General features: G+C 65.0%; 15 protein-coding genes. 10 read left to right on the top strand and 5 right to left on the bottom strand.

All coding sequences use genetic code 11. The features are described 5' to 3' along the window. Positions 1 to 11 precede the first annotated feature (11 nt). Entirely contained in the window at positions 12 to 554 is a 543-nt protein-coding gene (locus DNX69_RS06855; protein ID WP_110785274.1) for a hypothetical protein, read from the bottom strand. Positions 555 to 922: 368 nt separating this feature from the next. Between DNX69_RS06855 and DNX69_RS06860 the strand changes: the two genes are divergently transcribed. Then, a complete protein-coding gene (locus tag DNX69_RS06860) occupies positions 923 to 2,674 on the top strand; it encodes an ATP-binding protein (RefSeq protein ID WP_110785275.1) in 1,752 nt (583 codons plus the stop codon). A 264-nt stretch (positions 2,675 to 2,938) separates the two neighbouring features. Beyond that, positions 2,939 to 3,418 (top strand): MgtC/SapB family protein, encoded by a 480-nt coding sequence (locus DNX69_RS06865; protein ID WP_110785276.1) that lies wholly within the window; start codon positions 2,939 to 2,941, stop codon positions 3,416 to 3,418. A gap of 8 nt (positions 3,419 to 3,426) precedes the next feature. On the opposite strand, the gene DNX69_RS06870 is transcribed toward DNX69_RS06865, so the two are convergent. After that, complete coding sequence (locus tag DNX69_RS06870; RefSeq protein WP_110785277.1) at positions 3,427 to 4,050, bottom strand: ParB-like protein; 624 nt, start codon at positions 4,048 to 4,050, stop codon at positions 3,427 to 3,429. Positions 4,051 to 4,252: 202 nt separating this feature from the next. Between DNX69_RS06870 and DNX69_RS06875 the strand changes: the two genes are divergently transcribed. The 8 genes from DNX69_RS06875 (at position 4,253) to DNX69_RS06910 (ending at position 12,322) form a co-directional block, all read left to right on the top strand. Next, entirely contained in the window at positions 4,253 to 4,606 is a 354-nt protein-coding gene (locus DNX69_RS06875; RefSeq protein ID WP_110785278.1) for a hypothetical protein, read from the top strand. A 171-nt stretch (positions 4,607 to 4,777) separates the two neighbouring features. After that, the gene (locus DNX69_RS06880) at positions 4,778 to 5,059 is read left to right on the top strand and encodes an acyl carrier protein (protein ID WP_011157577.1); all 282 of its coding nucleotides are present in this window, start codon (positions 4,778 to 4,780) and stop codon (positions 5,057 to 5,059) included. A 27-nt stretch (positions 5,060 to 5,086) separates the two neighbouring features. Further along, the gene (locus DNX69_RS06885; RefSeq protein ID WP_110785279.1) at positions 5,087 to 5,557 is read left to right on the top strand and encodes a 3-hydroxyacyl-ACP dehydratase FabZ family protein; all 471 of its coding nucleotides are present in this window, start codon (positions 5,087 to 5,089) and stop codon (positions 5,555 to 5,557) included. After that, positions 5,550 to 6,758, top strand: a complete 1,209-nt coding sequence (locus DNX69_RS06890; RefSeq protein ID WP_110785280.1) for a beta-ketoacyl-ACP synthase — start codon at positions 5,550 to 5,552, stop codon at positions 6,756 to 6,758. Before DNX69_RS06885 ends, DNX69_RS06890 begins: the two co-directional genes overlap by 8 nt. A 10-nt stretch (positions 6,759 to 6,768) precedes the next feature. Next, positions 6,769 to 8,049 (top strand): beta-ketoacyl-ACP synthase, encoded by a 1,281-nt coding sequence (locus DNX69_RS06895; protein ID WP_110785281.1) that lies wholly within the window; start codon positions 6,769 to 6,771, stop codon positions 8,047 to 8,049. 96 nt (positions 8,050 to 8,145) lie between these two features. Next, a complete protein-coding gene (locus tag DNX69_RS06900; protein ID WP_110785282.1) occupies positions 8,146 to 9,168 on the top strand; it encodes a zinc-binding dehydrogenase in 1,023 nt (340 codons plus the stop codon). Further along, on the top strand, positions 9,168 to 10,100 hold the full coding sequence (locus DNX69_RS06905) for a lipid A biosynthesis lauroyl acyltransferase (RefSeq protein WP_110785283.1): 933 nt from the start codon (positions 9,168 to 9,170) through the stop codon (positions 10,098 to 10,100). The genes DNX69_RS06900 and DNX69_RS06905 overlap by 1 nt, the downstream gene beginning before the upstream one ends. A 326-nt stretch (positions 10,101 to 10,426) precedes the next feature. Further along, entirely contained in the window at positions 10,427 to 12,322 is a 1,896-nt protein-coding gene (locus tag DNX69_RS06910; RefSeq protein WP_234826885.1) for a B12-binding domain-containing radical SAM protein, read from the top strand. A 15-nt stretch (positions 12,323 to 12,337) separates the two neighbouring features. Here DNX69_RS06910 and DNX69_RS06915 read toward each other — a convergent pair whose 3' ends face one another. Genes DNX69_RS06915 through DNX69_RS06925 form a run of 3 tightly spaced genes read right to left on the bottom strand, consistent with a single transcriptional unit; the run spans position 12,338 to position 14,967 of the window. Next, positions 12,338 to 13,453, bottom strand: a complete 1,116-nt coding sequence (locus DNX69_RS06915) for a polyamine ABC transporter substrate-binding protein (RefSeq protein ID WP_110785285.1) — start codon at positions 13,451 to 13,453, stop codon at positions 12,338 to 12,340. Positions 13,454 to 13,460: 7 nt separating this feature from the next. Beyond that, positions 13,461 to 14,618: an aminotransferase gene (locus tag DNX69_RS06920; protein ID WP_110785286.1), complete on the bottom strand. Its 1,158-nt coding sequence runs from the start codon at positions 14,616 to 14,618 to the stop codon at positions 13,461 to 13,463. Positions 14,619 to 14,640: 22 nt separating this feature from the next. Then, the gene (locus DNX69_RS06925; protein WP_110785426.1) at positions 14,641 to 14,967 is read right to left on the bottom strand and encodes a rhodanese-like domain-containing protein; all 327 of its coding nucleotides are present in this window, start codon (positions 14,965 to 14,967) and stop codon (positions 14,641 to 14,643) included. Between the last annotated feature and the right edge of the window lie 149 nt (positions 14,968 to 15,116).

The following is a 15,116-nucleotide window of genomic DNA, read 5'->3' on the forward strand; positions in this document are numbered from 1 at the left end:
ACCTCCACCAGCTAAGGTAACAGCTCGCGGCGATAGTGCTCGTGAATTTCCGCGAGTTCGACTCCCGAGGCCGTCATCACCGCATGGATGTGCAGCACGAAGGCGCTCGGCGGCGAAAAGCCATCCGTTCGCGCAAGCTCGGCCAGAAGCTCTGCGGCCTCAGTTTGGTCAGGCTCAACGTTGTCGGCGCACAACGCCATCGTGGTGATCCGCTTGGGGCGCAGCGCCGCGATGACGGCACCATAAGGTCGGTGTCCATCGCAAACCGCGTCCCGCATCGCTGACGGCAGCCGTTCCGGAACGTACCAGTTCTCGGCTTCCGACAATACGCGATCGCCCCACCGCAGCCAGACGCAACGGCGGCGCAGTGTCTCGCCGGCTCGCAGTCGCAGCGGACCATGATATCGATCTGCCGGAACAGGCTCGTCGCCGAACAGCGTGATCGCGATCGCCTCGGCTTCGTCAGGATAATGGCACCGGCACCAGGCGATCAGCGCAGTCGTCGCGGTGTCGTGATCGCGCATCACCTTCAGGAATTCGTCGACGCTGCTCACAACCCGGCCCGGATCTCACGCTCATGCCACGCGCGAAGCGGCGGCACGCGCCGGGGTATCTGCGCATCATGACGATTCCGCCATCCCCCGATTCTCCAATGCGGCATCACGTCGTCACCGGGATGAACATATCTGACCCGCGGAGCATCGCGTCATCGTCAACAGCGGGTTAATCCGGATCGCGCGGGGGTCATTCAAATGACGTACATTGTCGCCAGCGATTACCTCAAAACCATGTCAAAATGGCCGCGCCATGCATGGAACTCGACCAATCGTCGAAAGGCGCGGGCGTTACTCACTTAACAGTTTGTCCAGCAACGCTGCCCATAGTCACGCTCGAAAATCCCTCATCGGTGAGTTTGCGAGACATGGCAGAAGCTTTTGCTCAAGGATCGTTCGGCAAGGTGATCTCGGTGCGCGGCTCCGGTGCGCGCGTCGGGCTGTTGCCGTCGAGTCGGCTGGTGCCGTCTGCCATACGCGCCACAGTGGGGCGCTTCATCAGCGTCCGAACTGCGAGCTCCACCATCATCGCGATCATCACCGAAGTCTCGAGCGAGAATCTTCGGGACTCTGATGCGCACATCGCGGTCGCATCGGTCGATCTGCTCGGTGAGATCCTGCCCGGCCCCCTGCGCCCCAAATTCCAACGCGGCGTCACCAACTATCCGACCATCGGCGATGCGGTCGAACTGATCTCCAGCGAAGATCTGCGCATCGTCTATGAGCCGACCGGTTCCGACCAGATCAATGTCGGCACGCTGCAGCAGGACACCTCGGTCGTCGCCTATGTAGACATCGAAGAGATGCTCTCGAAACACTTCGCCGTGCTCGGTTCCACCGGCGTCGGCAAATCGAGCGGCGTGTCGCTGCTCCTCAACGAGATCCTGAAGTCGCGCCCTGCGCTGCGGATCTTCCTGCTTGACGTGCACAACGAATACGGCCGGTGCTTCGGCGACAAGGCGCAGGTGCTCAATCCGCGCAACCTGAAGCTGCCGTTCTGGCTGTTCAATTTCGAAGAGATCGTCGACGTGCTGTTCGCCGGCCGCCCCGGCGTACCCGAAGAGCTCGACATCCTCGCCGAGGTGATCCCGATCGCCAAAGGCCTGTATGTGCAATACACCAACACCGACCGGCTCGGACTCAAGCGCGTCGATCCAAAGACGATCGGTTACACCGCGGACACGCCGGTTCCGTACCGCTTGGTCGACCTGATCTCGCAGATCGACGAGCGCATGGGCAAGCTGGAAAACCGCTCCTCGCGCATCATCTACCACAAGCTGATCTCGCGTATCGAAACCGTGCGCAACGATCCGCGCTACGCCTTCATGTTCGACAACGCCAATGTCGGCGGCGACACCATGGCCGAGGTGATCAGCCATCTGTTCCGCCTGCCCGCCAATGGCAAGCCGATGACCATCATGCAGCTCGCCGGCTTCCCGGCCGAAGTCGTCGACTCGGTGGTGTCGGTGCTGTGCCGGATGGCGTTCGATTTCGGTCTGTGGAGCGACGGCGTTTCGCCGCTGCTGTTCGTCTGCGAAGAGGCCCACCGCTACGCCGCCGCGGACCGCGCCATCGGCTTCGGGCCGACCCGCAAGGCGGTGTCGCGCATCGCCAAGGAAGGCCGCAAGTACGGCGTCTATCTCGGCCTCGTCACCCAGCGCCCGGCCGAACTCGACGCGACGATCCTGTCTCAGTGCAACACCCTGTTCGCGATGCGCCTTGCGAACGATCGCGACCAATCGCTGCTGCGTTCGGCGGTGTCGGACGCGGCCGCCAACCTGCTGTCGTTCGTGCCGTCGCTCGGCACCCGCGAAGTGCTGGCGTTCGGCGAAGGCGTCGCGCTGCCGACCCGGCTGCGCTTCAAGGAGGTCCCGGCGTATCAATTGCCGCGCAGCGAGGCCACGATTTCGACCGTTCCGTCGGCGGCGGCCGGAAACGATATGCACTTCGTCAGCGCGGTGCTGGAGCGCTGGCGCGGCGCAACCTCGCATCGCGACGTGCCGAACGATCCGGGCATCACCGAGCGTCCGCTGGCGCGCACGCTGGACGCTCCGATGCTGCAGCCTTCGCTCGGGCTCGATCCGGACCGTTTCTCGCTGCTGAAAAAGCCGCTGCGCTGATCGTTAGGACGCCGAAGCTCCACCCTGTCGATGAATGCGCACTGACGGCGCCATCGAACTAAGCCTCAGATGTGATCGGCCTACGCCGGAGATCAGCCCGGCCCATCCGGGCTGCAGGCGACGCTGATCCTGTTGCCGAACGGATTTCGAAACACAACGTTGGTCTGTCATTGGCATCCAGCCGAATTCCGTTGAGCGGAAACGATCGATGGACCAATGCCGAACCAGAATGGTGTAAGGTTCGGCACGAGGGAGGATCGCACGTTGCTGCCCTGGTGGGAGATTCTATTACGTCTCGGCGTCGCGACGGTCGCGGGCGGACTGATCGGGCTGAACCGCGACCTGAAGAACAAGCCGATCGGGATGCGGACGCTGGCGCTGGTTGCGCTGACCTCAGCGCTGCTGGTCGCCCATGCGGATCATTCCGCAACGAGCGATCGGCTCTCCGATCCGACCAGCCGTGTGATCCAGGGCATTCTCACCGGCATCGGCTTTCTCGGAGCCGGCGTGATCGTCCGCACCGGCAATCGCCTTGAAATCCACGGCCTCACCACGGCAGCATGCACCTGGCTCGCCGCCGGAATCGGTATCGTCTGCGGTGCCGGCCAATGGCTGATCGTCGGCGTCGCGCTGGCGATCACCTTCACCGTGCTGATCGGCGGCCATCCGCTCGAAAGACTGCTGCATCGCCTGCTCGGCGGTGCGCAGGACGAGCGCGGCGACAGCGCGGCCCCCGAGGACTGAGACGCCGATCAGTCGTCCGCAGCCGGTCCGCACCAGCCGGGCAGATAGATCGCGTCTTTGCTCTTGGCGAGTGCCAGCGCTTTCTCGGCAGCGTTCTCGAAATCGTCCGTGATGCTCTTGCGCGACAAGCGCCGGCGCAGGAAATCGGCCCACAGGAACTCGCTGAATGGCGTAGTGTCCTTGGCATAGCCGCCGACACGGCGGAGTTCGCCGGCGAGGCTGCGGAATGGATCGTCCTTCAGGCCCGCAACGGTCTTCGGGATCTCGCGGTAGTGATGACGCTCGCCTTTGGCATCGTATGGATAGACCCAGCGCCGGCTGTCGAGCACCACCCAGAACGCGTCGCGATCGACCATGGTGAGATCAGCGATCACCGTCACCAACACATCCTTGACGCCCTCGTCGTGCAGCGCCCGCGCCAAATGATGATGGTCGATCACGTAGTGCTTTTTGCCCGGCCCGAGCACCACCGGAATCATGTGCTGGCAGAGCAGTTCGGCCTGCTTCTTCGATTTGTGCTGCCGCCACCGCAGCCGCTTCTCCTTCACCTCGCGCATCCCGACCGTCATCTGAGTCGGTCGCAGCGACAGGATCGGGATCGTGTGCAGCACCGGTTCGCGCGGATTGGTCATGGCTCGGCCTCCTGAACTGCCGGGTTCCTTCCGAGTATGGCACGGCCCCGGAGGCTCGCAACGCGACGCAGCAGGACCGAAAAGCGGTCGCGCCGGGCTGACCACTCCTCCATCCGGTCTATTGCGGAGTTTTCCGGACGTCGTATCCTCATTAGGATGATTGTGTCGAACCCGTTCCGGGCGACGGCTGAGACCGGCAACGATGAAAAATCAGCGCATCCCCCTCCCCGATGACGACCACCGCGTGCTGCCCTTCCGGCCGCGGGATGCGGTACCTTTGCCGTCCGCAGAGGACGCCGGTCGTCCCTCCGCAACCATTTTGCCGTTCCGTCGAGAGATGCCTCAGCTCGAGAACGACCCCGAAGAGCCCGGCCGCGACCAAGCCCCGGACGATTTCCGCCACCGCATGCTCACCAATATCGCTGCGCTGGCGCTGACCGTAGCGCTGACGGTGGTCGGGATCTGGCTCGCCACCAGCATCGCCGATATGCGCCGGACTCAGGACTGCGTGTTGATGGGCCGGCATGACTGTGCGGCAATCGCCGCGCCGCGCTAGACGATTCGCCGAAAGCTCCCTCGCCCGTAGCCCAAAACCCGCGCGGCGCGCGATTTTGCCTGCCATTGAACTCGGAGCAGCGCTCCGTTATACGGGCAATCGACTGTCACCATGATGACGGCTGAAGCCGCCGTAAATCGGCCATTTCCGACATAAGATCAAAGGCTTAAAATGACTTCCACATTCGATCGGGTGGCCACCATCATCGCGGAAACCTGCGACATTCCGCGTGAGACGATCACCCCGGAGAGCCATGCGATCGATGACCTGGGGATCGACAGCCTCGATTTCCTCGACATCGCGTTCGCGATCGACAAGGCGTTCGGTATCAAGCTGCCGCTGGAGAAGTGGACCCAGGAGGTCAACGACGGCAAGGCGACCACCGAGCAGTACTTCGTCCTCAAGAATCTCGCCGCCCGCATCGACGAGCTGGTTGCCGCCAAGGGCGCGTAGTGGCGCGGTTCGAAAGCCGCCCACGCCATGAACCTTGAATATTTCCACCTGATCGACCGAATCGCCGAGCTTCGCCTCGCCGATCGCAGCATCACGGTCGAAGCACGGGTGCCCGAGACCAGCACGATCTTCGAAGGCCACTTCCCCGGCTATCCCTTGATGCCGGGCGTGCTCTTGATCGAGACCATGGCCCAAAGCTCTGGCTGGCTCTTGATCGCGCTGATGCAGTTTCAGCGCATGCCGTTCCTGGCCGCGGTCAAGGAAGCCAAGATGCGCACTTTCGTGACGCCGGGCGAGATGTTGTCGATCGACGTCTCGGTGGTGCACGAGGGCTCCGGCTTCACCGTGACCGAGGCGAAGATCAAGAGCGGCGGCAAGCTGGCGTGCAATGCGACGCTGACGTTCCGCCACGTCCCGTTTCCGCATCCCGATCTGCGCGGGCATATGGAAGCGATGGCGAAGCAAATCGGATTTCCGGAGCAGATGATCCATGGCTGACACCACCACGTCCCACGCCGAACCGATCGAAGCCTGGATCACCGGCATCGGGCTCGCCACATCGCTGGCCGAAGGACTCGACGCGCATTGGGACGCGCTGACCGAGCGCCGGGTGAACGTCGATACCTCGGCCTTCGCACCCTACGTGGTGCACCCGCTGGCGCCACTCAGCTTCGACAAGCAGATCCCGAAGAAGGGCGATCAGCGCCAGATGGAAGCCTGGCAGCGGATCGGCACCTACGCCGCCGGCCTCGCGCTCGACTCCGCCGGGCTGAAGGGCAACACCGAGATCCTGTCGCGGACGGACATGATCGTCGCCGCCGGCGGTGGCGAGCGTGATCTCGCGGTCGATTCCGCGGTGCTCAATTCCGAGGGCTACGGCACCGTGCCGCCCGGCGCGCTCAACGAGCGGCTGATGAACGACCTGCGCCCCACCCTGTTTCTGGCGCAGCTCTCCAACCTGCTCGCCGGCAACATCGCGATCGTGCACGGCGTCACCGGCTCGTCCCGCACTTTCATGGGCGAAGAGGAAGCCGGCGTCGACGCCGCGCGGATCGCGCTGGCGCGCATCGCGGCGGGACAGAGCGACATCGCGCTGATCGGCGCCGCGCAGAACGGCGAGCGCAAAGATCTGCTGATGCTGTACGAGTTCGGCGACTTCAATCTGAAGGACAACTACGCGCCGGTATTCGCGCGCAGCCCCAAGGGCGGGTTCGCGCTCGGCTCGGGCGCGGCGTTCCTGGTGATCGAGTCGAAGGCGCATGCGCAGGCGCGCGGCGCCAAGCCGTATGCGCGGCTGAAGAACGTCGTCGCCGACCAGTCGCGCCGCCGCAACGCCGGCGACGTCACCGCCTCGCTGGAGAAGCTGTGGTCGCAGCTCGGCCCGCGCGACGGCTCGGCCGCGATCATCACCGGCGCGACCGGTGCCGAACCGGTGACCGGCGAAGAAACCGCGTTCCTGCGCAATCACGCCGGCGCGCCGGTGCGCGGCACCGCGACGGCATTCGGCCATGTGATGGAAGCGCAATTCCCGCTTGGTCTGGCGCTTGCGGCGCTGGCGCTGTCGCGCGGCGCGCTGTATCCGCCGAACGACCCGACCGGGCTCGAAGTTGAAATGGGTACCACCCCCGACCAGATAGTCGTGATCGGGGCGGGCCACTGGCGCGGCGAAGGCATGGCGCTGGTCGAAGCCGTTCGGTAAGGGGGACGCAATGACCGTGACGCGGGACAAATTCGGCAGGCCGATCGTGGTCGTCACCGGCATGGGCGTGGTGACCTCGCTCGGCGCTGGCAAGACCGACAATTGGGCCAAGCTCACCGCCGGCGAGTCCGGCATCCGCACGATCACCCGCTTTCCGATCGACGGGCTGAAGAGCACGATGGCTGGCACCGTCGACTTCGTCCCGGTCGAGCCGTTCTCCTCGGTCGTGCTCGGCGAAAAGCTCGCCGACCTCGCCACCGAAGAGGCGATCGCGCAGTCCGGCATCGGCCGCAAGGGCGACTTCCCCGGCCCGCTGTTTCTCGCCGTCGCGCCGGTCGAACTGGAATGGCTGCCGCGCCAGGAACTGGCGCGCGCCACCGGCGCCAACACCGCGATCGATTACGACGCCCTGCTCCGCGTCAGCGGTGGCGGCGGCTTCACGCAGTATCACCGGCGCTTCCTGTTCGGCTCGGTCGCCGACCATCTCGCCGACACGTTCGGCACCAAGGGCTCGCCGATCTCGCTGTCGACCGCCTGCGCCTCGGGCGCGAGTGCGATTCAGCTCGGTGTCGAAGCGATCCGGCGCGGGGAAGCGGATGCCGCGCTGTGCGTCGCGACCGACGGCTCGGTCAACGCCGAAGCGCTGATCCGGTTCTCACTGCTATCGGCGCTGTCGACGCAGAACGATCCTCCGCAGGCCTCCTCCAAGCCGTTCGCCAAGAACCGCGACGGCTTCGTGATGGCCGAAGGCGCCGGGGCGCTGGTGCTGGAGAGCTACGAGTCGGCGGTGGCGCGCGGCGCCACGATCCTCGGCGTGATCGCCGGCTGCGGCGAACTCGCCGACAACTTCCACCGCACCCGATCGAGCCCGGACGGCAAGCCGATCATCGGCTGCATCAACAAGACGCTGGCCGACGCCGGCATGAGCGTCGACCAGATCGACTACATCAACGCCCACGGCACCGGCACGCCCGAAAACGACAAGATGGAGTATCTCGGCATCTCCAGCGTGTTCGGCGAACGCGCCTCCTCGCTCCCAGTGTCGTCGAACAAATCGATGGTCGGCCACACCCTGTCCGCCGCAGGCGCGGTCGAAGCGATCTTCTCGTTGCTGACGCTGGAGCACCAGCGGATCCCGCCGACCATCAACTACGACGTGCCGGACCCGGCAATCCCGCTCGATGTGGTGCCCAATCAGGCCCGCGACGCCCGCGTCACGACCGTGATGTCGAACTCGTTCGGGTTCGGCGGCCAGAACGCCTCGCTGATCCTGACCCGCGAACCGGCCTGATCGCCTGTGATTCGCAGTTCCGGCCGCCGCGGTTGACGCCGCGGTCGCCAGCGGCGATACGCAGGGCGCAAGCCTCCAACCGTTCGGACGATACCCATGCGCGCGCTCACCCTCGTTGCCGACCGCAATCTCGTGGTCGCCGACCTGCCGTCTCCCCCGCCCCCGGCGGCCGGCGAAGTGCAGGTCCGCATCGCCGCGGTGGCGCTCAACCACATCGACGTGTGGGGCTATCGCGGCATGGCCTTCGTCAAGCGCAAGCTCCCGATCGTGGTCGGCGCCGAAGCCTCCGGCACGATCGAGGCGGTCGGCGACGGCGTGACGCGGTTCAAGCCGGGGCAGAAGGTCGTGATGTACGGCGCACTGACCTGCGGGCATTGCAAGGCCTGCCAGGAAGGCCGCGACAACCTTTGTGAAAACGTCGGCGGCCTGATCGGCTTCCATGTCGACGGCTTCGCGCGCGAGCTGATGAACATCGCCGACCGGCTGGTCATTCCGGTGCCGGACGCCGTCGACCTGCGCGATGCCGCCTGCGCGCCGATCGCGTTCTCGACGGTGCAGCACATGCTGTTCGACAATGCCAAGCTGCAGCCCGGCGAAACCGTGCTGGTGCACGCCGGCGGCTCCGGCATCGGCACTGTCGCGATCATGATGGCGAAGGCGATCGGCTGCACGGTGATCACCACCGTCGGCGACGATTCCAAGATCGAGGGCGTGAAGAAGCTCGGCGCCGATCATGTGATCAACTATCGCAAGGATCGCTTCGAGCACGAGTGCCGCAAGATCACCAAGAAGAAGGGGGTCGACGTGGTGTTCGAGCACGTCGGCGCCGACACCTTCAACGGCTCGCTGCTCAGCCTGAAGCGCGGCGGCCGGCTGGTGACCTGCGGCTCGACCTCGGGCCCGACCACCACCATCAACCTGATGCAGCTGTTCCAGCAGCAGTACAAGATCTTCGGCTCGTTCGGCGCGACGATGAAGAACATCGCCGAAAGCCTCGACAAGATGGCGGCCGGCATGCTGCCGGTGATCGACACCGAGGTGCCGCTCGACGACGTCGGCGCGGCGCTCAAGCGGATGGAAAGCCGGCAGGTGTTCGGCAAGATCATCGTCCGGTTCTGATGAAAGTCGCCCTGTATCGCGCCAAGCTGCGCGCCCAGCGCGCGGCCAAGGGCGTCGTCGGCAAGATCGTCGGCCCGGTGGCGATCGGCGCGCTGCATCTGGCGCGGAAGTTCGATCCCGACAAGAGCGCCAGGCTGTTCGGTGCGATCGCCCGCAAGTTCGGGCCGCGCTTCCCGGAGCAGCGGATCGGCCGCGATAATCTGACTGCGGCGTTTCCGGAGAAGTCGCCGGAAGAGATCGAGGCCATCCTCAACGGCGTCTGGGACAATCTCGGCCGCGCCGCTGCCGAATTCGCGCATCTCGATTCGGTGTGGGACTACGATGTCGACCATCCGGAGCGCAGCCGCATCGAGATTACGGGACGCTCGCTCGAGCTGTTCGAGCAGCTGCGCGACGACGGCAAGCCGGCACTGATTTTTGCCAGCCATCTCGGCAATTGGGAGTTGCCCGCGGTCGCCGCGGTCGCGCACGGTCTCGACACCGCGGTGCTGTATCGCCGGCCCAACATCGAAGCGGCCGACCGCATCGTCGAGGAAATCCGCTCGGTCAAGATGGGCCAGCTCGTCGCAGCCGGATCGAGCGCGCCGTTCAAGCTGGCGCAGGCGCTGCAGGACGGCAAGCACGTCGGCATGCTGATCGACCAGCACTTCACCAAGGGCGTCGATGTCACCTTCTTCGGCCGCACCGCCAAGGCCAACCCGCTGCTGGCGAAGCTGCTGCGACAGATCGAGTGCCCGCTGCACGGCGCCCGCGTCATCCGCCTGCCCGACGGCCGGTTCCGCGCCGAACTCACCGAAGAGATCCCACCGATCCGCGATGCCGACGGCCGGATCGACATCCAAGGCACGATGCAGGCGTGCACCTCGGTGATCGAAAGCTGGATCCGCGAAACGCCGGACCAGTGGCTGTGGCTGCACCGCCGCTGGCGGTAACGACACGCATAGTCAGCGCTTAGTACCTTTGCCGCTTCCTGACAGTCCGAAATCCGCTTAGTTCACTCATTGTCCGCCCCTACGCGGGCTTGTCTCGGTACACGACGAACCAAATTTCAGTTCGCTGATCTGATCTGCTCACGCGCTGAAGCGCTCCGGAGCACGTGGAACCCGCGACGGCTGCGGCCGGTCGTCAGCTTGACCCATCCAGGTATTAACTTCACAGTGGCGTGCGCAAATCACTTTGCGGCCGTCCACCTGGATCGAGGAAATATATGGAACTTCCAAGGCGTGCCCGTGGTGATGAGCTCCTGGTTCCCGGCAAGATGGCCGCGCTCCGTGCGCGGCTCCGCCGGCTTTCCGGGCAGCATGACCTGACGACCGTCATCGTCAGCGCTTTCGATCATCGCACCCGCGTTCTGCCCTTCGTGCTTGCGGACACCCGGATGGCTCCGGGCGGAGTTCGGGCGATCGGATCGGCGCTCGCGGACGTCGGCTTCGACAAGACCCGGATCGTGCTGCAGCAGTGGAACCGGAATTTCAGCCCGCTGCAGATGCGCCTCGACGGCCGGATTCCGGATCTGTTCCTGATTTCCAGCATGCATCTGCACTCTGCCGAATGCGATCGCCTGATCCGGGAGGCCTGCCAGATCGATCCGGACAAGCGCCCGCTGATCATGGTCGGCGGCCCGCGCATCCGCTACGAGCCATGGCACGTGTTCAACGTCGGCCCGGGCGCGTCCGCGGACGTCGCGGTTAGCGGCGAGGAATATGTCTTCCTCGAAGTGCTGGACGTGCTGCTGTCGATGCGGGCGACCGGTGAATCGATGCGCTCGGTGTTCCAGCGCGCCCGCGACGGCGGCGCGCTCGACGAGGTCGCCGGCCTTGTTTACGGCCGTCCCTCGCCGCGCGGCGACCGGATCGAGGAGCTGATCGACACCGGCGTGCAGCGGCTGCTCGGCGACCTCGACGAGCTGCCCGACCCGGTGCACGGCTACAAGCTGCTGGAGCCGCCGAGCAACAGCGCCACGCTCGCGAGCCAGGCGCTGCCGGTCAATCGAGTGAAGCGCTACAGTCCGATCTCCAGCATCGTGATGACCGCGGGCTGCAAGTTCCGCTGCTCCTATTGCCCGATCCCGGCCTACAACCAATCCCAGTTTCGCGCCAAGAGCGGCGAGCGTATCGCCGAAGAGATCGGGCAGATCGCCAGCACCTTCGGCATCTATCACTTCTTCGGTGCCGACGATAATTTCTTCAACGACACCAAGCGCACGCTCGACATCGCCGGCACGCTCGCCCGCAAGCGGTCGGAGCGGCCGTTCTGCAAGGTGCGGATCGGCACCGAAGTCACCGTGCACGACACCGTCGGGATGCGTGATCACCTGCCGCTGATCCGTGACGCAGGCTTCGCAGCGGTGTGGCTGGGCGTCGAGGACATGACCGCCACGCTGGTGAAGAAGGCGCAGGACAAGGACAAGACCCAACTCGCCTTCCGGCTGCTGCGCGAGAACAACATCCTGCCGATGCCGATGATGATGCACCACGACAGCCAGCCGCTGGTGACGTGGAAATCCAACTACGGCCTGATCAATCAGATCAGACTGCTGCGGCAATCCGGCTCGATCACCACCCAGGTGATGATGCTGACGCCCGCCCCCGGTTCGAAGTGGTACGAGAACGTGTTCCAGTCCGGCATGGCGTTCAGCCGCGCCGGCGACGTCACCGTCGAGCCGCACATCATGGACGGCAACTACGTGGTCGCATCGAAGCACCCGCGGCCCTGGCTGAAGCAGCTCAATCTGCTGATCGCCTACACCTACTTCTTCAACCCGGTTCGCTTTCTCAGCGCGCTGGTGGTCTCGAAGTCCGCCGACGTGTTCTCCAGCGCCGAAACCCGCCCCGCCCACGAGGTCGCGCATTTCTCGCCCGCCAAGCGGATGCGGCGGCGGGCCTGGCTGAAATTCCGCGCCCATATCGTCGATGCCGGCGCGCAGATCTACGGCATGATCGGCCTCGCCCAGACCTATCGGCGAACCGCCGGTTGGGCGTGGCGACTGCTGCGCGGCGATATCGAGCGGCACGACCGCGCCCCGGTCAGCCCGATCCCGATGCGCGGCGTCGGCGACAAACGGTCGGACCACGCACTCCCCGGAACGATCGACCTCAGGGATTTCGAACTGGCCGGCGACGCCGAACCGGTACGCAAGGTCGCAAACCTCTGATCCGGCGGGGCCGCCTCAGCGCCCCGTCTTCACCCGCGTCCACAACCGGTTGATGATGCGCTGTGTCGCCGGATCGCGCGCGGTGATCACGAACAATCGCGCCAGCGTCGCATCGTCCGGATAGACCGCCTTGTCGTTCAGCACCCGCGGGTTGATGAACTCCCGGCTGGCTTTGTTGCCGTTGGCATAGGACAGGAAGTCGGAATTGCGTGCGGCAATGTCCGGCCGATACAGGAAGTTGATCAGTTCGTGCGCTTCGGCGACGTTCTTGGCGTCGGCCGGGATCGCCAGATTGTCGAAGAACATCTGCGCCCCTTCCTTCGGGATCACATAGCCGATCTCGACGCCGTTATGGGCTTCGGCGGCGCGCGACTGCGCCTGCTTGATGTCGCCCGACCACGCCACCACCAGGCAAATCTCGCCGGTCGCCAGCGCGTTCAGATACTCGGACGAGTGGAATTTGCGCACCGACGGCTGCACCTTGCCGACCACCTCGGCGGCCTTTTCCAGGTCGTCCTTGTTGGTCGAATTCGGATCGCGGCCGAGATAGGTCAGCGCCGCCGGCAGGATGTCGTCGGCGGAATCCAGCATGTGGACGCCGCATTCCTTGAACTTCGCCAGATTCTCCGGCTTGAAGATCATCTCCCAACTGTCGATCACGGCGCCTTCGCCGAGAATCCGCCTCACCGCGGCGACGTTGTAGCCGATCCCGGTGGTGCCCCACATGTAGTTCACGGCGAACTGGTTGCCGGGGTCGTACAGCGCCAGCTTCTCGGTGACGAAGTCCCAGGCGTTCTTCAGATTCGGGAGCTTCGACTTGTCGAGCTTCTGGAATACGCCGGCGGCGATCTGACGCTGCAGGAAATACGCCGTCGGCACCACGAGATCGTAGCCGGACTTGCCGGCGAGCAGCTTGGTCTCCAGCGTCTCGTTGGCGTCAAAGGTGTCGTACACCACCTTGATGCTGGTCTCGCGGGTGAAATCCTCGAGCACGCCCGGCGCGACGTAGTTCGACCAGTTGTAGAAATTGACGGTGCGGTCCTGCGCCCAACCAGGCAGGATGAGCGACACCGACAGAGCGATCCCCGCGCCCAAGGTCAGCAGTCGCCGCCGCATCGTGTCACGCATCATCGAATTCCTAGCGCCCGTGAACTGCATCCGACAGGCGCTCGAGGGCGGTGTCGAGCGTCTGATCCCTTTTGGCGAAACAGAACCGCACCACCGAAGTGACCGGCTCTTCCTCGTAGAACGCCGACACCGGAATCGCCGCGACCTTGTAGTCGGTGACGATCCGCTTGCAGAACGCCTCGTCGGTCTCGTTGAGCCCGAGCGGTGACAGATCGACGGTGAGGAAATACGTGCCCTGCGAGCGGATCACCGGAAAGCCGATGCTGGACAGCCCCTCCGCCAGCCGGTCGCGGCTGCGGGCAAGATCCTTGCGCATCTGCAGGAAGTAATCATCGCTCTTGCCGAGCCCGTAGGCGACCGCGACCTGCAGGTTCGGCGCGGTCGTGAAGGCGAGGAACTGGTGCACCTTGGCGGCGACACGCAGCAGCTTCGGCGCGGCGCACACGAAACCGACCTTCCAACCGGTCAGCGAGAAGATCTTGCCCGCGGAGCCGATCTTGATGGTGCGATCGCGCATCCCGGGGATCGCGATCAGCGGGATGTGGTCGAGGCCGTCGAAGGTGACGTGCTCCCACACCTCGTCGCAGATGGCCACCGCGTCGAACTCCTGGCAGAACCGCGCCAGCAGCTCGAGATCTTCGCGCGGATAGACGACCGCCGCCGGGTTGAGCGGGTTGTTGAAGACGATCGCCTTGGTCTTGGCGCTGAACACCCGCCGCAGCGACTCTTCGGTGATCCGCCAATGCGGCGGTTCGAGCCGGACCAGGCGCGGAATGCCGCCGGCCTGCCGGATGATCGGCAGATAGGAATCGTACACCGGCTGGAACACGATGACTTCGTCACCGGGTTCGACCACCGACAGGATGGCGCTCGCCAGCGCTTCCGTGGCGCCGGAGGTCACCATCACTTCGGTCATCGGATCGAGCTGGACCCCATGCCAATGCGCGTAGTGGGTCGAGATCGCCTGGCGCAGCTCGGGCAGCCCCATCATCGACGGGTACTGGTTGTAGCCGTTCAGCACCGCATCCGAGGCGGCACGGCGGATGTCTTCCGGCCCCGGATCGTCGGGAAAGCCCTGCCCGAGATTGATCGCGTCGTTGTCGCGCGCGAGCTGCGACATCGCCTCGAACACGGTGACGGGCAGATCGGCGAAGACCTTGTTGCTCATCGGACGGCGGTCATCGCTCGGATCAACGACCCGGGTTGGTCGGCAGACCGGCCGCCTTCCAGCCCAGGATTCCGCCGGCGAGGTGCCGGGTGTAGGCCAGCCCGGCGGCCTGCGCGGCCAGCGACGCCGTCACCGAGCGCTTGCCGGAGCGGCAGGCGAACACGACCTGCTTGCCGGCCGGATCGGGGATCGCCTTGGGGTCGAAGGCCGACAGCGGAACCACCACGGCGTCGGGATAGGCCTCCACCGCGACTTCGTTCGGCTCACGAACGTCGACCAGCAGGTAGCGCCCTTCGGCGATGCCCTTGGCGACGTCCTGCGGTGTCAAATCTTCAACTTGGCCTACCACTCTCAGTTCTCCCGCGATCGCACTGCCCGGATCGATGAGCGCAAAACCGAGACCGACGCTCGACCATTGCGGCGCCAAGGTTGCTCCTAGCGCAAGGAAAATCAAGCTCTGCAGCGTCTTGGCGGCCATCTTTGCTGGATAAGCGAACC

Origin of the sequence: Rhodopseudomonas palustris (genome assembly GCF_003226555.1) — a bacterium.
Classification (GTDB): domain Bacteria; phylum Pseudomonadota; class Alphaproteobacteria; order Rhizobiales; family Xanthobacteraceae; genus Rhodopseudomonas; species Rhodopseudomonas palustris_I.